Raw genomic sequence first — 17,732 nt, 5'->3', positions numbered from 1 at the left:
ATAAGCGACTATCGCAATCGGCCTATCGCAGCGGTATTTTGAAGTCGATCGCGTTCGACACGAGGCCTCGCGTGTCGCTCGCCTCGATGTGAATCAGGAGCGTCTTGCCCTTCTCGGAGCCGGGGACGACGAGCTCGTCGCTCGTGAACGACGTGGACTGGAAGCTGGTCTTCGCCTCGAGCTTCGGCGCGGGGATCTTCGCTCCGCCCTCGACCGAGACGTCGACGACCGGGGCCTGGGCGGGGAAGAGCTCCTTCTCGGCGCCGCTCTTCTCGGACCGCGCCGTCCCGTCGCTGGCGTCGATGCTCATCGTGATGACGTAGTCGGTCATGTCCGCGCCGAGCTCGAACTCCTTCGCGTCGGCGCTCCTGAACGCGTCCTGGCTCCGCACGCTGAAGCGGTCGAAGGTCACGGTGGCGCGGATCTCGGGGCCGGTCTCGGTCTCCTTGACGCCGCCGCAGGCCACGGCGGCGGAGGCGGAGGCGAGGAGGAGGACGGCGAGGACTCGCTTCATCGTGCTCACTTCTTGGTCCGGGGCGCCACCGCGCCGGCGGGAGGGTTCTGCTGCATCGCCTTCGCCTGCGGCGTGCCGAAGATCGCGATGCCGCGGATGTTGTGGAAGCGCGAGGCGACCTGACCCGCGCGCACGACGCCGGAGCCGTCGGGGCCGGGGCTGCCCTCGTGGCCGGGCCGGCCGGGCTGACCGGGGCTCCCTTCTTTCGCTCGTCTCTCGGCGGTGCTCCCTCCCCCGTTGCCGCCGCCGCCCTCGGCGCCGCCCCAGCCGCCCGCGCCGCCGCGCACGTCGACGCTCAAGAAGCGCGCGAGCTCGGGGAACGCGGCGTCGTAGGTGACCTCGACGACGCCGCCGCGACCGCCCGGACCGCCGGACCCGCCGTCGCCGCCGTGGCCCCCGTTGCCCGCGACGCCGACGCCGAAGGTGACGTTGACCTTCTGCTTGTTCTCCCAGATCTCTTTCGTCTCGGTCTGTTGATCGCCGCCGTTGCCGCCCCAGCCGCCGTTGCCGCCGGCGCCGCCCTGCCCTCCCGCCGCGCCGAAGAGGAGCTCGCGATCGGCCGGCGCGAGGAAAAAGGTATTGTTGGCGAGCACGGCAAAGAGGCGCGGATAATAGCGAGTCGCGACGATCGTCACATAAGCCGTTATCTTACCGCCCGGCTCGCCGTGACCGCCGGCGCCGCCGTGGCCGCCGTGGTCGCCCGGGGTGCCGGGTCCGTTGTTCCCTCCGTCGCCGCCGTAGGCGCCGGGGCCGCCGGCGCCGCCGTCGGTGAACCAGCCGCCGTAGCAGCTGTATTCGGGCGGGAAGTTCTCTTTGAACGTGAACTTCGGATCCGGTTTGTAGACGACGGTGGCGTCGAACCCGACGTCGATCGATTTCTGGACGTCGGGGTCCGGGAACAAATGGGCTTTCGCGTCCCCTTTCAGGAGGGGGCCGGTGATCGTGAAGTCGGAGGGCTGCAGCGAGTCGACGTCGGACCCGAGCGACCGCACCACCGGCTTCGAGCCGGGCCACTGCACGTTCGCGTTGACGTACATCTTCCCCTCGAGGCCGGGGCAGAGCCCGAGCTGCTTGTGGAGGTGCACCTTCATCTCGAGGATCTTCGCGTCCTGGATCTTACGAACCGCCGGCGCCGCCCGCTCCGGCGGCATCGCGGAGTACCCAAAACACGCGCTCGTACCGACGACCCCGATCATCACGAAGCCGCGAACGAGCACGCTCATCGACGCCCTCCACGAGCGGCGCGACCGGACGCCGCCGAAGGCGCGCGAGCGGACGAGGCGGGCGCGCTCATCGCCGACCTCCGCTCGCAGGAGGAGTGAGCGGCGCCGTGGGCGCAGCGGGCGGACGCGGCGTCGATGCAGTGGGCGGAGCCGTCGGCGCTGCGGGCGGACGTGGCGTGGGCGCGTGGCCGGGCGTCGCCGCACCTGGCGCGTGGCCGGGCGTCGCCGCACCTGGCGCGTGACCGGGCGACGCCGCACCGGGCGCGGAGGGGTGGGCGGGCGGCTTGGGCGGTGGCTGCTTGCGCTGGCCTGGGGCGAGAGGGATTGTCTCGACGGCGCCGGGTTGCTCCTCGACCGGCGGGGCGCCGATGCGTTCGTTGTAGGCCTCCGTCTTCTCGCGGACGTAGGCGGGGCGGTCGAGCGCGGACGGGGTTCGCCAGAGGTGATAGGGCGGGTCCTTGCTCCCGCCGACGTAGCCGTACGCGATCATGCCGATGCCCGCGAGGCCGACGAGGAGGCCGCCGAGCAGCGCCGCCGTCGACGCGCCGCCGGCCTCCGTCACGCGGACCTCCGGCTCGGTCGCGGTGCGCGGCGTGGTCGTCGTTTCGCGCAGCGCCGAAGGCAGCACGAACATGACCGCGAAGCCCGCGACGGCGACGCCGGTGCCCGCATACATGAGGACCTTGCCGAGCGAACGGTTGCTCTGCCCCTCGACGTGGATCTTCTCGTTGTAGGCCTTCGCGGCCTGCCGCCGGATCTCGTACTCCTCGTCCTTCGTCGCCTCGAGCGCCTGCTCCGACGTGATCGGCCGGCCCCCCTCCGACGCCTGCCAGTCGTTGCGGCTGTCCTTGACGTAGATCGGCTTCCCCGTCCCGGCGTACGGCGCGCCGTAGCCCCTCGTCGGTGGCGGCGGCAGCTCGGGGAGACACGCCGCCTGCGCGACCAGCAGGAAGGCGGCGACGGGACGGACGAAGCGCACGACGCGCTCATCGTCCGCGCCGGCGGAGCACAGATCAAGTTATCCCGATCGGCGTCGTCGCCAGACGAGCAACCCGAGGCCCAGCGCGGCGAAGAACGGGAGATCCGCGCGGCCGGAGGTTCCATGCATGTTGCAACCACTCTCGGCGTTGCCGAGCGCGCGCTTGCGGCTCGAGCCCGGCGTGGCGCCGTCGTCGCCGTCGTCGGCGTCGTCCTGCGGCTCCGTCGCGTCGGTCGACGTCGCCGGCTCCTCGCCGTCGGGGACGCTCGGCGCCTCCGCCATCGGCGGCGGGATGTTCTGCGCGGCGGGGCCGTCGCACTTGGCGCCGATCGCGAAGCCGTTCGCGGGCGCGCGCGCGAGGCGCTTCTCCGTCTCTACCCCGTAATCGCCGTCTTCGCCGATCTTGTCTTCCGGATGGTTGCGGTTCCAGAGCCGCTGGAAGGCCTCGACCGACAGGCCGCGCAGATCGACCGCGCCCTTTCCGCCGAAGTCGAAGTGGACCGGATCGTTCGCGCCGAGCCAGCGGTAGCCCTTGCCCTGGAGCGCGCTCCGCCACGCCGCGTTGTCGTTGATGTCGATCGCGATCGCGGACTCGTGGTTGCTCTTGCCCGGCGACGCGGCGAGACCGATGCCGCAGCGCTTCGTCTGGTACCAACGATAGAGGAGGTACTGCTGCGGGAGCGTCCGCAGACCCGAGTTCATCGAGAGCGTGACGTTGCGGACCTTCTGCGCCGCGATCAACGCGTCGGCGGCGGGCGTCTGGAGGTACGGGAACACCGCCGCGCCGAGCTGAAGACCGGGCACACCGTCGATCTTCTTCATCGTGCCCGGACGCAGGCACTGGATCTCCTCGACGAGCTGGATCGCGAGGCCCTTCACCGCCGTCGTCGAGCAGCTCTCCGTCACCGCGAGGGAGACCGGATCGCCGTCTTTCAACGCGGAGCTGACCTGACCGATCGGCTCCTCGTCGTCATGGATCGAGCCCTCCGCCGCGTCGGCGGAGCACCCGGCCGCGAGGAGACCGACGGCGACGAGAGAGAGCGCGAAGGAGCGGAGCACGTCGGCCTACACTGCATGACGCGCGCCGTTCGCTCGACCCCGCGATCCGTGCCGTTTGCGCTCCACTCGCGCACGTCCCTGCGCACGGAGAGCGCGTCTCTCCGCGGGCAAGAGGCAGCACGGGCGGATCGATGCTGCCCCTGAGGTGACAAGGTAGGTGCACGAGATTGCCTGTAATTTTCCCTCTCGGCGGTGATGAGAGGCCGGTACGAGCGATGCTAGGATCACCCTTCGAGATGTCGCTTCGCCGTTGGCTTCTGGCCGCGACCCTCGGGGTCGCCGCGCTGGGCGTATCGCGTGACGCGAGCGCGTTCTGCCGAACGACGACCTGCAACGAGGCGACCGAGACCTGCGAGCGGAACGAGCGCAACTGCATCCGCAGCGGCCGAGTCGTCATCTGGGCCTCGCTCCCGATCGTCTACCGCTTCGCCGCGTCGGGCTCGTCGAAGCTGAACGACACCCGCGCGCGCGACGCCGTGCGGGCCGCGTTCGCCGCGTGGGAAGGTGTGCGGTGTCCCAGCGGCGGACGGACATCCGTGCGCTTCGAGGAGGGCCCCGACATCGAGCGGGAGAAGCCGGTCGGCCGCAAGCAAGGCAAGGAGCCGTTCGGCATCTACTTCCGCGACGACGAGTGGCCCTACAACAAGGGCGGCGCCGACTCGCTCGCCCTCACGAACCAGATCTACGGCGAGAAGGGCGGCGTCATCGACTACGCCGACATCGAGATCAACACGTACGAGACGCTCTTCTCGCTGAGCGACGAGGACAGCGACGCGATCGACTTCCAGTCGGTGATGATCCACGAGGCCGGTCACTACCTCGGCCTCGCGCACAGCGACGACCCCGACTCGATCATGGCGCCGTCGTACTGCCAGTCGGCGAACCGCTGCGACCCCGGCATCGAGAGCAAGCGCGCGCTCTCGGACGACGACATCGACGGCGTCTGCGGGATCTACCCGCCGACCGGCGGCGATGACGACGACGACGACGACAGCGGAAGCAGCAGCACGAAGAAGAAGACCCCGCCCTCGAGCGGCAGCTGCGCGACGAGCACGACGCGATCGAACCTCGCCGGCGGCGTCGGCCTCCTCTTCCTCGCGTGCGCCTTCGTCCGCCGGCGCCTCCGCTCGTCGTAGCGACGACGCGGCGTCCCGTCGCGGCGACCTTGCGGCTGGTCGGAACGTTGCAGAACGCCATTGATCTGGGCACGTACCCAGGCCGACCATTCCCGCGCTGATGCGCAAGACGTTCCTCTTCGTGCTCGTCCTTGCGTCGATGGTCCTCGGCGCGCGGACCGCCCACGCCGAGGGTCCGCTCCGGCTCGAGGACGCGGTGCGCACCGCGCTCGCGAACAACGAGCGCGCGCGCAAGGCGGCGGTCCGCGTCGAGCAGGCCGCCGGCTCGCTCGATCGCGCGCGCACCGCGTTCTATCCGTCGCTGACCGCACAAGGTGGCGGGAACTACAACCTGCAGCCCGATCGCGCGGGGCGACAGGTCACGTCGAGCGGCACGCTCAGCCTCTCGCAGCCGCTCCTCAACCCGAGCGCGTTCCCGCAGTACGCGCAGGCGAGCCACCAGCTCGAGTCCGAGCGGTGGGCCAGCGTGCAGGATCGGCGCGTCGTCGCGTTCGACACCGCGCGCGCGTTCCTGCAAGCGCTCGCCGCCGAGCGCGTCTTCGCCGCGTCGATCCGCCGCCTCGAGCGCGCGAAGGTGAACATCGCCAACGCCGAGGCCCGCACCGCGGCCGGCCTCTCGAGCATCAACGACGCGACGCGCGCGACGCTCGACCTCGCCACCGCCGCGCGCGACGTCGCGAGCTCGGAGGGCCGCCTCGGCACCGCGTACCTCACGCTCGGCTTCCTGATGGGCCGCCGGGTCCAGGTCCCCGCCGCGGGCGAGGAGTCTCCGCTCGCGCAGGCGGGCACCACGACGTCGGCGGCCGGCAACTTCGAGACGCGCGCGGACGATCAGATCAAGGCCGCGCTCGATCGGCGGCCCGATCTCCGCGCCGCGCACGAGCGCACCGAGGCGCTCCGCGCATCGGCCCGCGAGCCGTACTACCGCCTCATCCCGTCGCTCAACGCCGGCGCGTCGATGCGCGTGAACCCGGACCCGCTCGCGACGGAGCAGGGGCACAGCGAGACGATCACGCTCAACCTGAGCTGGCAGATCTTCGACGCCGGCCAGCGCTACGCCGACATGCGCACGCGAGGCGCGCAGGCCTCGAGCCAGGCGCTCGACGAGAGCCTCCTCCGCCGCGCGGTCGACAACGACATCCGCACCGCGCTCGTCTCTCTCCGCGCGGCGCGGGAGGCGTTCCGCATCGCCGACGAGGCGATCGCGCTCGCGCAGCGCGGCGTCGAGGAGACGCAGATCCTCTACAAGCAGGGCCTCGCGCGCGCGCTGGAGCTCACCGACGCGACGCAGCGCGCGTTCGACGCCGAGGTCACGCGCGCGTCGGCGCTCCTCACGATGGAACAGGCCTACCTCGAGCTGCGCTTCGCGCTCGGGCTCGGCCCGATCGACGACGCGGAGCCGGCGAAGTGAAGCGCGCGCTCTTCCTCGCGATCGCGATCGGGGTGCCGAGCGGCGTGCTCTTCGCGTGCAAGCATGAGACGCCCACCGCGGAGCAGGGGGGCGGGCGCGGCGGGTCGCGCGGGATCCGCGGTGACGGCGGGCTCTTGTTCGCGGTCGACACGCTCCTCGTGAAGGCGCAGAAGGTCGACTACCTCGTCAACGCGCCGGGCACGATCGAGGCGTTCGAGCGCGTCCAGGTCACCTCCCGCGTCTCGGGCGCGGTGGACCGCGTCGCCTTCGCGGAGGGGCAGGAGGTCCACAAAGGCGACGTCCTCGTCATCATCGACTCGCAGCGCTACCAGCTCGCGGTGAACAGCGCGAAGGCGAACCTCGAGAAGGCGCAGGCCGCGCAGAAGGACGTCGAGGGCCAGGTCAGCCGCCGCGAAGGCGCGATGGACGCGCACCCCGGCCTCATCCCCGGCGAAGAGCTCGCGACCTACCGCACGCGCACGCTCACCGCGAAGGCGGACACCGCCGTCGCGACCGAGAACCTCAAGACCGCGGAGCTGAACCTCCGCGACTCGAACGTCCGCGCGCCGATGGACGGCATCATCCAGACGCGCACGATCGAGACGGGGCAGTTCGTCAACGCCGGCGCGCTGATGGCGACGCTCCTGCGCCAGGACCCGATGCTGCTCCGGTTCGCGATCGAGCCGCAGGAGGCGCCGCGCCTGAAGCCCGGCATGATCGCCGACTTCACGATGCGCGAGACGCAGCGCGCCTTCCGCGCGAAGATCACGCTCGTCGCCGCCGCCGCCGACGCGACCACGCGCATGGTCGCGGTCACGGGCGAGGTCCTCGACGCGGAGGAGCACAAGTACTGGCTCCGCCCCGGCTCCTTCTGCGACGTGAGCGTGAACATCGGCGCGACGCGCGACGCTCCGATCATCCCGCGCGGCGCGATGCGCGCGACCGATCACGGCTACGTCGTCTACGTCGTCGAGAACGACACCGCCGCCGAGCGCGTCGTGACGACGGGCATGAGCACGCGCGACGGATGGATCGAGATCAAGGACGGCCTCAAGGACGGCGACTGGATCGTCGTCCGCGGCGGCGACGCGCTGAGCCCGGGCGCGAAGGTGAAGGCGAACCGCCTCCTCTCGATGGACGCCGGCGCGGAGCCGCTCGACGACACGGCCGGCGGCGACGCCGGTCGCCGCCGCGGCGACGGCGGGGCGGCTCGCGGACCGCGCGGCGCAGGCTCCGGAGCGCCCGCGCAGTGAACATCACCGACGTCTCGATCAAGAACCCCGTCTTCGCCTGGATGATGATGGCGTCCACGATGCTGTTCGGCATCGTCGCGCTCACGCGCATCGGGATCAGCCAGTTCCCCGACGTCGACTACCCGAACATCTCGGTCTCGATCTCCTGGCCCGGCGCGTCACCGCCCGCGGTCGAGCGCGAGCTGGTGGAGCCGCTCGAGCAGGCGATCTCGCAGGTCGAGGGCGTCCGCCAGATCGCGTCGCAGGCGCGCTCGGGCAACGGCCGCGTGACGGTGACGTTCGACATGTCGCGCAACGTCGACCTCGCGCTCCAGGACATCCAGGCGAAGGTCGCCGCCGCGCAGCGATCGCTCCCGAAGGACGTCCAGGCGCCGACGGTGTCGAAGTCGAACCCGGACGATCAAGCCATCCTCCAGATCGCGGTCACGGGCCCGTTCTCGAAGCAGATGCTCTCCGACGTCGCCCAGTTCCAGGTGATGGAGCGGCTCCAGACGGTGGAGGGCGTCGGCACGATCACGCTTTCGGGATCGCCGCCGCGCAACGTCCGCATCTGGCTCGACGCGATGCGCCTCATCGAGAAAGGCGTCGTCGTCAGCGACATCACGGGCGCGCTCAAGGCCGAGCACATCGAGGTGCCCGGCGGCCAGCTCCAGACCGGCACGCGCACGCTCGACGTCCGCCTCCTCGGCGAGGCGCTCGACATCGAGACGTTCCGGAAGCTCGTCGTCCGGAAGGGCCGGCCCGCGACCGTCGATCAACGCACCGGGCAGGTCACCCCCGGCTCGACGACGCCGGTCTACCTCGAGGACGTCGCGCTCGTCGAAGACGGCTTCGAGGACGCGACGAGCATCTCGCGCCTCGACGGCGTGCCGATCCAGACGATGGGCATCCTCAAGCAGCGCGGCACCAACGCGGTCGCGGTCGCGACCGCGGTGCGCGCGCGGGTCGAGGAGATCAAGCGGACGCTGCCGGAGGGCATGGACGTCCAGGTCCTCTTCGACTCCACCGTCTTCATCTCGGAGTCGGTCCACGAGCTCGAGCTCGAGCTCGTCATGGCGGTCATCCTCACCGCGTTCGTGTGCTGGCTCTTCCTCGGATCGCTCTCGAGCACGCTGAACGTCGTCCTCGCGATCCCGATGTCGCTCCTCGGCACCGTCGCCGTCATCTACTTCGTCGGGTTCACGCTCAACACCTTCACCCTCCTCGGGCTCTCGCTCGCGGTCGGCCTCGTCGTCGACGACGCGGTCATGGTCATGGAGAACATCTACCGCCACGCGGAGATGGGGAAGGACAAGGTGCGGGCCTCGTCGGAGGGGACGAAGGAGATCACGTTCGCCGCGCTCGCGGCGACGCTCGCCGTCATCGCGATCTTCTTGCCCGTCGTCTTCATGAGCGGCGTCATCGGCAAGTTCTTCTTCCAGTTCGGCGTCACGCTCTCGGTCGCGGTCATGCTCTCGTACTTCGAGGCGATCACGCTCGCGCCGGCGCGCTGCGCGCAGATGCTCAACGCGTCGCGCGAAGGCCGGAGCTGGCTCGGGCGCAAGGTCGACGACGGGTTCGGCCGCCTCGAACGCTGGTACGGTCGCGTCCTCGCCGGCGCGCTCCGCCATCCGTGGAAGGTGCTCGGCCTCGCGGTGGTGGTCCTCGGCGCGTGCGGCTTCCTCGTCACGCGCATCAAGACGGAGTTCATCCCCTCGCAGGACCAGAGCCGCCTCAACGTCTCGCTCCGCACCGAGGCCGGCATGACGCCGGACGCCGCGCAGCCGCTCCTCGCGAAGGCGGAGGCGCGCATCGCCGCGCACCCCGAGATCGCGCACATGCTCGTGACCCTCTCCACCTCGTCGGGCCAGATGTCGCTCACGCTCGTGGAGCCGTCCCAGCGCAAGCTCACCGCGCAGCAGCTGATGCTCGCGTTGCGCAAGGACCTGCAAGGGATCCCCGGCCTCCGCGGCTCGGTGCAGGACCCCTCGCAGCAGGGCTTCGGCACGACCGGCGGCGGCTCTCCCGTCGACTTCACGATCCGCGGCGCGGACTGGGACGCGCTCGTGAAGGCGTCCGACATGTACAAGACGGAGCTCGAGAAGACCGGCTACGCGACGGACATCACGTCCGACTACAACGTCGGCGGCTCCGAGCTGCAGATCATCCCCGACCGCCGCCGCGCGACCGACCTCGGCGTCTCGATCAGCGACCTCGGCACGACCGTGAGCGCGCTCGTCGGCGGCGGCACGGTCGGGAAGTTCTCGACCGCGGGCCGCCGCGTCGACGTCCGGATGCGCCTCCTCGCGGCGCAGCGCGCGCGGCCGGAGGACCTCTCGCTCATCCGCGTGCGCGGCATGAACCAGCAGCTCATCCCGCTCACGATGGTGGTGACGCAGAAGGAGGAGCCGGTCCTCCAGGCGATCAGCCGCCTCGATCGCGAGCGCGCGATCAGCATCCGCGCGAACGTCGGCGCGGGCCACTCGCAGCAGGAGGCGATGAACAAGGTCTACGAGCTCGCGAAGACGCTGCCGCTCGGCCTCCGCGTCGCGCCGGGCGGCCAGGCCTCGCAGCTCGAGGAGACGACGAGCGGCCTCTGGTTCGCGATGCTGATCGGAGTCCTCGTCGCGTACATGGTGCTCGCGAGCCAGTTCAACTCGTTCCTCCATCCGGTGACGGTGCTCACGATCTTACCCCTCGCGATATGCGGCGCGATCTTGGGCCTCGTCGTCTCGGGGAAGACGCTGAACCTCTTCAGCATGATCGGCCTCTTGCTCCTGATGGGGATCGTGAAGAAGAACTCCATCCTCCTCGTCGAGTACGCCGAGCAGGTGCGCGAGCACGAGGGCCTCCCCGCGCTCGAGTCGATGCAGAAGGCGGGCCCGCTCCGCCTCCGCCCGATCTTGATGACGACGGTCGCGACGATGATGGCGGCGGTGCCCCCGCTCCTCGGCCTCGGCCCCGGCACCGAGACGCGCTCCCCGATGGCGGCGGCGGTGTTGGGCGGCCTCACGGTGTCGACGGTCCTGAGCCTGCTCGTGGTCCCGGCGTTCTACGTCGTCACCGGCCGCATGCGCGCGAAGATCATCAAGGACCGCCCCACCGTCCCGAGCGAGCACACCGCTCCGCTCCCGCATCACGCGGGTCATTGAGCCTCACGCCGCGCGCGGGCGGTGGCGCACGAGGTCGAGGGAGACGGCGCGTGCCTGATCGTCGAGCAGCTCGCGGAGCTCGGCGGCGCTGCCCACCGCGAGGCGGCTGTACATGTCCTTTTGATACGACTTGAGCGTGTTCGCCGTGACGCCGAGGAGGGAGCGGATCTCGCTCCTGGGGCGGCTCTGCCACTGCGCCAGCGCGAGCCGGCACTGCTGCGGCGAGAGCGCGGCGCGCTCGAGGGCGCGGAGGACGCGGAGCCCACGGTCCATCTCGAGGCCCATCTGGATGCCGATGTAGTCGCAGCGCCCGGCGCCCTCGAGCGGGTACGCGCGCAGGCGGAGGCGCCCGCCCGGGATCGGCAGCACGGTCGTCGGGACACGGCCGGCGCCGCTCGCGCGCGACGAGGTGGTGCGCGACCGCACGAACGAGCGCACGAGCTCGGCGCAGGCGGCAGGGATGAGCCCGGCCTCGACGAGCGGGGCACGCTCCGCGCCCATCGCGACGTCCTCGAGCCAGCGGCGGCCGTCGCGCGAAGCCCAGACGATCTTGCCGCGGAGGTCCACGACGACGAGCGCGGTCTCGATCTCGTCGAACTCCGTCCCGATCGCGCGCTGGGCGCAGGCGTGCACGAGGTGGTGGTAGAGCCCGTCCGCGATGACGACCTCGCTGCGCGTGAACTTCTGCGTCCGCTCTTCGCGGAAGATGCCGAGGATGCCGATCGGCCCGGTGCCGTCGCGCATCGCGATGTCGAGGCAGTGGTGGATGCCGTTGCGCTTGAACAGGTGCTGGTACGTCGCGCCGGCGACGTAGTCGGGCCGCGTGTCGATGAGCGTCCCGACCGCCCTCCGGTTGCGGAGCAAGTTGCTGAAGGCGGCCGGATCGCTCGACCGCGCCGAGAACTGAGCGCCGGCGCGCGCGAAGAGCTCGTGGCTCGCTTCGTCGAAGTACTCGCTGTAGTGCTCCCGCGGCGCGCAGGTCTCGTCGACTCGGATCATCGACAAGCTGAAGCTGGGGATCAGCTCCTTCAAGAGCTCCGACACGACCGGCATCAACGTCATGACGTCGATGCCGGACGTGAGATGGAGCCGGAGGAGCGCGTTCGCTCGGCTCTTCGTCACGGGCAAGCGCGCGACCCTAACACGCGACGATCGCCGCGCGCTGTTTCACTTTGCGTCGATCGTGAGCGTGTACGGGGTGTTCCACGTGCGCGGCACCGCGTCGCCGGGCCCCGTGCCGGGCTCCTCGCTGTTGCCGAGCCCGCCGCGGACCCAGTACTTGCCGGGCGCGAGCGTCGCGGAGCAGCTCGCCATGTCCTCCGCCGTGTCGGTCGCGCTCGTGTGTACTCCGAAGTTCGGATCGTCGCACGAGACCTCGACGTCCTCGCCGTCGCGCACCGAGAAGAAGGCGGTGTTGTCGCCCGGCACGTTGACCCGCATCGTCACCGATCGCTGCTCGGCGAGCTCGAACCAGTACCAGTCGTCGGCGGTCGGGCCGACGAGCCGGCCGTCGTTCGGCCCGATGCCGGCGTGGAGGAACGCCTTGATCGGCGTGTTGACCGGGATCCGCTTCGCGGCCTCGCGCGTGTCGTTCCCTTCGTAGCAGTCGACGAGCGGCTCGTACGCCCACGTGACGGTGTAGCCGTTCGTCTTGTCGTCGCGGTAGTTCGTCGCCTGCGCGCGGAGCTCGTACGATTTTCCGCCGTGGAGCCGGAAGTAGAACGTCTGCGTCTCACCGTCGAGCGCGCCCCCCTCCCAGCGCGCCTCGTCCTTCTTCTCGCCTTCCCCGAGCCAGAGCGACACCTCGAGCGCCTGGGTCTGCGCGGCGGCGGTGACCTTCAGGAGCCCGCCGCCGACGTCGGTGGCGGCGAGCGGGATCGAGACCACGTCGGTCCCGGAGGTGAACGTGCCGGACTTCGTGCCGTCGATCGCCGCCGGCTGGTAGGTGACGCATTCGCCGAGATCGCCCGACGGTCCGGCGTCGCCGGTCGGCGGCGTCGTGCCTCCCTCGGGGACGGGGCAGTCGGGGATCTCCGTCGCGCCCGTCTCCTTGACGGTGCAGGCGGCGAGCGTGGCGAGGGCGATGAGCGAGGCCATGGAAGCGCGGGTAAGAAACATGAAGCACTCCTTTCAGTGACGAGCAGACGAGCTCGCGCACCGAAGCTAGGTCGTGCCTCGGGGCCCTCACTACCCACTGGCGGGGGTAGTCGAGCGCTTTTGAATATTCTCGCCGTCGGTCTCCGCGCGGTCAGTAGAAGCCTTCGCGTCGCGCGTAGCGCTCGGCGCGCGCGGCGTCGTACTCGCCGGCGTCGAAGCCCTCTCCCTTCATCGCCTTCAGGATCTCGCCGTTGGTGGGGAGCTCCGCGCGATCGATGTAGTGTGCAGGGTTCCAGAGGTCGGAGCGGAGGAAGGCGACGAGATCGTCGTCATCTCCGTCTGGGGTGCTCCGAAGGGGCGAGGGCCGAAGCTCTGACGCCGCTCACTTCTTCTTCTTGCGCTGCGCGACGGGGATGACGAAGCGCACGGCGGTCAGGGTCTCGTCGACCTTGGCTTGCTTGTTGTCCGTGAGGCCGAGGATGCGCCCCGAGGTGAGGACGGCGCGCTCCGTCAGGGCGTCGTCGCCGGTCTGGCCCTTCGGGTAGACGATCCAGATGCCGCCGTCGTCGACGAGCATCTCCTTGAGCGAAGGCATCTTCTCGAGGTCCTTCTTCGCGTTCGCGGCGAGGAAGATGACGTCGAAGTCCTTGCCGCGGGCGGTCTTCGCGACCTTCGCGCCCGACGCGTCGATCTCCGACCGGAGGCCCGCGTCGAGCTTGCCGCTGATGCAGACCTTCTTCGTCGCGTCGAGGCCCAGCTTCTCGACGAGCGCCCGCGGGTTCTTGATCTTCTCGCGCCACGCCTCCGCCTTCGGGCCCAGCTCCAGCATCATGAGCCCGCGCGACGTCTTGATGTCGAGGAAGCCGCCGTTCGCCTCGACCGACATCATCTCGGCGAACGGGATCGTCAGCGTCGCGCCGCCGCGGAAAACGAGCGTGTCGGTCTCGAGCAAGGCCGTCACCTCGAGGATGCGACCGTCCCACCGCAACGTCGTCTTGATCTCCTGCCCCATGACCCCAGATCCTACACCCAATGACCGCCCTGACGGCGCACCGCCTGCACTTCGCCTTCACGGTCGTCTACCACTACCTGTTCCCGCAGCTCACGATGGGGCTCGCCCTCGTCATCGTGATCTTCAAGGTCCTCGCCCTGCGCGGGAACCCCCTCGCCGCCGACGCGGCGCGGTTCTGGGCCCGCGTCTTCGGGCTCACCTTCGTCATGGGCGTCGTCACCGGGATCCCGCTCGAGTTCCAGATCGGCGCCGGCTGGTCCCGCTTCGCCCAGGCGACCGGCGGCGTCATCGGCCAGACCCTCGCGATGGAAGGCGTCTTCGCGTTCTTCCTCGAGTCCTCGTTCCTCTACTTGTTCCTCTTCGGCGAGAAGAAGATGTCGCCGCGGCTCCACCTCGTCGCGGCGTGCCTCGTCATGTCGGGGTCGTGGCTCTCGGGCTGGTTCATCATCGTCACGAACGCGTTCATGCAGCACCCGGTCGGCCACGCCGTGCGCCCCGACGGCGTCATCGCGCTCGACTCGCTCGGCACCTACTTGAGCAACCCGTGGGCGGTGGTGCAGTACCTGCACACGATGACGGGCGCGGTCGTCACCGGCTCCTTCGTCGTCGCCGCCGCCGGCGCGTATTACACGCTCCAGAAGCAGCACCTCGAGCACGCGCGGCTCTTCCTCAAGGTCGGGATCCGCGTCGCCGTCGTCGCGAGCATCATGATGGCGATGCCCACCGGCGACCTCCACGCCCGCCTGCTCGTGAAGCACCAGCCCGTCACGTTCGCGGCGATGGAGGGCCACTTCCACACCGAGGACGGCGCCGCCCTCGCGCTCATCGGCCAGCCCGACATGGACAAGCTCGACCTCGACAACCCGATCATGATCCCGAAGGTGCTCTCGTTCATGACGCACCAGCGCTGGGACGCGCGGATCGAAGGGCTCACCTCGTTCGACCGCGATCAGTGGCCCGACAACGTGCCCCTCCTCTACTACGCGTACCACTCGATGGTCGGCCTCGGGACGATCTTCATCGCGCTGATGACGCTCGCGGCGGGGCTCACCTGGAAGGACCGCCTCCTCCATCCCCGCGCGCGGCCCGTGCTCTGGTGCCTGATGATGGCGGCGCCGCTCCCGTTCATCGCGAACACCGCGGGCTGGATGACGGCGGAGCTCGGGCGCCAGCCGTGGCTCGTCTACGGCCTGATGCGCACCGCGGACGGCTACTCGAACAAGGTGTCGGCCGGGAACGCGCTCTTCACCTTGCTCGGGTTCATGGGCGTGTACGCGCTGCTCTCGCTCCTCTTCGTCTACGTCGCGTACCGCATCTTCGCCGACGGCCCGGCGGCGAAGGCGAAGAAGGAGGCAGCGTGATCCAGGACCTCTGGTTCTTCCTCACGTGCGCGACCTTCGCCGCGTACGTCGTGCTCGACGGCTACGACCTCGGCGCCGGCATCGTCTCGCCGTTCGTCGCGAAGACGGATCACGAGAAGCACGAGGTGCTGAAGACGATCCTGCCGTTCTGGGACGGCAACGAGGTCTACCTCATCACCGGCGGCGCCACGCTCTACCTCGCCTTCCCGCGCCTCTTCCCCGCGTTCGTGAGCGGCTTCTACCTCCCGGTCATGATCGTGCTCTGGCTCCTCGCCCTCCGCGGCGTCGCGATCGAGATGCGGCACAAGCTCGATCAGCCGCTCTGGAACGAGCTCTGGGACGGCGGCTTCTTCTTCGCGTCGACGCTGCTCGTCTTGTTCTTCGGCGCCGCGATCGGCAACGTCGTGCGCGGCGTCTCGGTCGACGAGAACGGCGACTTCTTCGCGCCGCTCTGGACCGACCTCGGCGTCGGCGACGACGTCGGCATCCTCGACTGGTACACGCTCCTCGTCGGCGCGGCGGCGATCGCCGTCATCGCGCGGCACGGCGCGCTCCGCCTCGCGGTCCGCGCCGAGGACGAGAGCGTGGCCGAGCGCGCCCGCGCCGTCGCGGCGAAGCTCCTCGCCCCCGCCGCCGTCCTGCCCGCGGTCGCGACCTTCGCGACGTTCCGCATCCAGCCCAACGTGATCGCCGGCCTCGCCGCGCGCCCGTGGACGGCCGTCTTCGGGCTCCTCGCCGCCGGCGGCACCGCGCTCTCGGCGCGGCTCGCGGGCGAGAACGCCTACCGCGCGTCGTCGGCCACGCTGATCGGGCTCTTCGGCTGCGCGTGCGTCGGCGTGTACCCCTACGGGCTCGTCGCGCGGATCGCGTCGCGGAGCGTGCTCGCCGCCGACGCGGCCGCCGAGCCGTACGGCCTCACGATCGGCCTCGCGTGGTGGCTCCCCGGCATGGCGCTCGTCGTCGCGTACTCGACGTACGCACACCGCCGCTTCTTCGCGCGCAAACGTGTAGCATCGGCGGCGGAGTGAAGATCGGGAGCACCGAGCACGCCTGGGCGCTCGAGGCCATCGCGCGCATGGACGACGCCCTCCTCGTCGTCGACGAAGACGCGCGGCCCGTGTACACGAACCCCGCCGCGGACCGCATGGGCGTGCGCGACCTCGAGCCCGATCCGTCGCGCTGGACCGATCGCTACGGCATCTTCCGCGCCGACGAGCGCACCCCCTTCCCCGCCGAGGACTTCCCGCTCCTCCGCGCGCTGCAGGGCGAAGACTCGCGCGACGTGCCGATGTTCGTGCGCGCGGGGCGCCCGAACGGCGTCCACTTGCTCCTGAGCAGCACCGCGCTCCGCGGCGCGGACGGCCGCATCCGCGGGGCGGCGGTCCTCTTCCGCGACGTGACGCAGCAGCGCCGCCGCGACGCGCAGCTCCGCGAGGCGGAGGGGCAGCGCAAGGCGATCCTCGACAACATCCCCGACATCGCGTGGCTCAAGGACAAGGAGGGCCGCTTCGTCCTCGTCAACCAGCGGCTCGCGGAGGCGGCCGGGCGGACGAAGGTGGAGGACGTGATCGGGCTCACCGACTTCGACATCTGGCCGCGCGAGCTCGCGGAGGGCTACGTCGCCGACGACAACGAGGTCATGCAGACCGGGAAGCACAAGTTCGTCGAGGAGGAGTTCGAGAACCTCGCGACGAACCAGCGCTACTGGATCGAGACGGTCAAGACCCGCATCCTCGACGACCACGGCAACGTCCTCGGCACGACCGGCATCGCGCACGACATCACCGCGCGCAAGCTCGCGCACATCGAGCTCGAGCAACGCGTGCACGAGCGCACGCAGGAGCTCCGCGAGGCGCAGCAGAACCTCGTCCGCCAGGAGCGCCTCGCGATCCTCGGTCAGCTCGCGGGCGGCGTCGCGCACCAGATCAGGAACCCGCTCGCCGCGATCTTGAACGCGACCTACGTCCTGAAGCGCCACCTCGTCGCGCCGCAGCACTCGAACGTCGACGACGCGATCCGCATCATCCACGACGAGGTCCGGCACGCGAACATCATCATCACCGGGCTCCTCGACTACGCGCGCGTGCGCACCCCCGATCGGCACCCCGCCTCGATCGTCGAGCTGCTCGAGCGCCTCCTCGCCGCGGACTGGATCCCGCCGAACGTGCGCGTCGTCTGCCAGCTGCCGACCGACGATCCGGTGACGCGCGACGTCGACGCCGACCAGCTGACCGGCGCGCTGTCGAACCTCGTTCGCAACGGCGTCGAGGCGATGCCGAACGGCGGCGAGCTCCGCGTCTCGCTCTCGACCGATCCCGCGGGCGCGGTCTCGATCATCGTCGCCGACGACGGCACCGGCATCAGCCCGCAGGTGCGCGCCCACCTCTTCGAGCCGCTCCACAGCTCGAAGCCGAGCGGCATCGGCCTCGGCCTCGTCACCGCCCGCCGCTTCATCGAGGCCCACGGCGGGACGATCACGCTCCGCGACGCTTCCCGCGGCGCCTCGTTCGAGGTACGGCTCCCGGCGCCGTGAAAGAGCGATAGACTCGCGCGCGA

Annotated in this window: 14 protein-coding genes; 7 read left to right on the top strand and 7 right to left on the bottom strand. The window is 70.3% G+C overall.

Features of this window, described 5'->3' with window-relative positions:
• Positions 1-22: 22 nt before the first annotated feature.
• The 4 genes from KF837_03895 to KF837_03880 form a co-directional block, all read right to left on the bottom strand.
• Positions 23-514 carry a hypothetical protein gene (locus KF837_03895; GenBank protein MBX3226424.1) on the bottom strand — a complete coding sequence of 164 codons (492 nt, stop codon included), beginning with the start codon at positions 512-514 and terminating at the stop codon, positions 23-25.
• 5 nt (positions 515-519) lie between these two features.
• Complete coding sequence (locus KF837_03890; GenBank protein ID MBX3226423.1) at positions 520-1,737, bottom strand: hypothetical protein; 1,218 nt, start codon at positions 1,735-1,737, stop codon at positions 520-522.
• Between the two features lie 67 nt (positions 1,738-1,804).
• A complete protein-coding gene (locus KF837_03885) occupies positions 1,805-2,716 on the bottom strand; it encodes a hypothetical protein (protein MBX3226422.1) in 912 nt (303 codons plus the stop codon).
• 39 nt (positions 2,717-2,755) lie between these two features.
• A complete protein-coding gene (locus KF837_03880) occupies positions 2,756-3,775 on the bottom strand; it encodes a M15 family metallopeptidase (GenBank protein ID MBX3226421.1) in 1,020 nt (339 codons plus the stop codon).
• A 236-nt stretch (positions 3,776-4,011) separates the two neighbouring features.
• Between KF837_03880 and KF837_03875 the strand changes: the two genes are divergently transcribed.
• From KF837_03875 to KF837_03860, 4 genes are all read left to right on the top strand, one after another.
• Entirely contained in the window at positions 4,012-4,911 is a 900-nt protein-coding gene (locus KF837_03875; protein ID MBX3226420.1) for a matrixin family metalloprotease, read from the top strand.
• A gap of 100 nt (positions 4,912-5,011) precedes the next feature.
• Positions 5,012-6,322, top strand: a complete 1,311-nt coding sequence (locus tag KF837_03870) for a TolC family protein (protein MBX3226419.1) — start codon at positions 5,012-5,014, stop codon at positions 6,320-6,322.
• Positions 6,319-7,575, top strand: coding sequence for an efflux RND transporter periplasmic adaptor subunit (locus KF837_03865; protein ID MBX3226418.1), 1,257 nt, complete (start codon positions 6,319-6,321; stop codon positions 7,573-7,575). Before KF837_03870 ends, KF837_03865 begins: the two co-directional genes overlap by 4 nt.
• A complete protein-coding gene (locus tag KF837_03860; GenBank protein MBX3226417.1) occupies positions 7,572-10,706 on the top strand; it encodes an efflux RND transporter permease subunit in 3,135 nt (1,044 codons plus the stop codon). The genes KF837_03865 and KF837_03860 overlap by 4 nt, the downstream gene beginning before the upstream one ends.
• A gap of 3 nt (positions 10,707-10,709) precedes the next feature.
• On the opposite strand, the gene KF837_03855 is transcribed toward KF837_03860, so the two are convergent.
• From KF837_03855 to KF837_03845, 3 genes are all read right to left on the bottom strand, one after another.
• Positions 10,710-11,828, bottom strand: coding sequence for a hypothetical protein (locus tag KF837_03855; GenBank protein ID MBX3226416.1), 1,119 nt, complete (start codon positions 11,826-11,828; stop codon positions 10,710-10,712).
• Positions 11,829-11,873: 45 nt separating this feature from the next.
• On the bottom strand, positions 11,874-12,803 hold the full coding sequence (locus KF837_03850) for a hypothetical protein (GenBank protein ID MBX3226415.1): 930 nt from the start codon (positions 12,801-12,803) through the stop codon (positions 11,874-11,876).
• 382 nt (positions 12,804-13,185) lie between these two features.
• Positions 13,186-13,815, bottom strand: a complete 630-nt coding sequence (locus tag KF837_03845; GenBank protein MBX3226414.1) for a hypothetical protein — start codon at positions 13,813-13,815, stop codon at positions 13,186-13,188.
• A gap of 20 nt (positions 13,816-13,835) precedes the next feature.
• On the opposite strand from KF837_03845, the gene KF837_03840 reads away from it, so the two are divergent.
• From KF837_03840 to KF837_03830, 3 genes are read left to right on the top strand one after another with little or no spacing between them, the layout of a single operon-like run.
• Positions 13,836-15,176: a cytochrome ubiquinol oxidase subunit I gene (locus KF837_03840; GenBank protein MBX3226413.1), complete on the top strand. Its 1,341-nt coding sequence runs from the start codon at positions 13,836-13,838 to the stop codon at positions 15,174-15,176.
• Positions 15,173-16,204: a cytochrome d ubiquinol oxidase subunit II gene (cydB, locus tag KF837_03835; GenBank protein MBX3226412.1), complete on the top strand. Its 1,032-nt coding sequence runs from the start codon at positions 15,173-15,175 to the stop codon at positions 16,202-16,204. Before KF837_03840 ends, cydB begins: the two co-directional genes overlap by 4 nt.
• Complete coding sequence (locus tag KF837_03830; GenBank protein MBX3226411.1) at positions 16,201-17,709, top strand: PAS domain-containing protein; 1,509 nt, start codon at positions 16,201-16,203, stop codon at positions 17,707-17,709. Before cydB ends, KF837_03830 begins: the two co-directional genes overlap by 4 nt.
• The last annotated feature ends 23 nt before the right edge of the window (positions 17,710-17,732 follow it).

This window comes from Labilithrix sp., from assembly GCA_019637155.1.
In the GTDB taxonomy this organism is placed as follows: domain Bacteria; phylum Myxococcota_A; class Polyangia; order Polyangiales; family Polyangiaceae; genus Labilithrix.
Note: the sequence above shows the minus strand (reverse complement) of the source record. Positions and strands in the feature narration are given on the sequence as shown.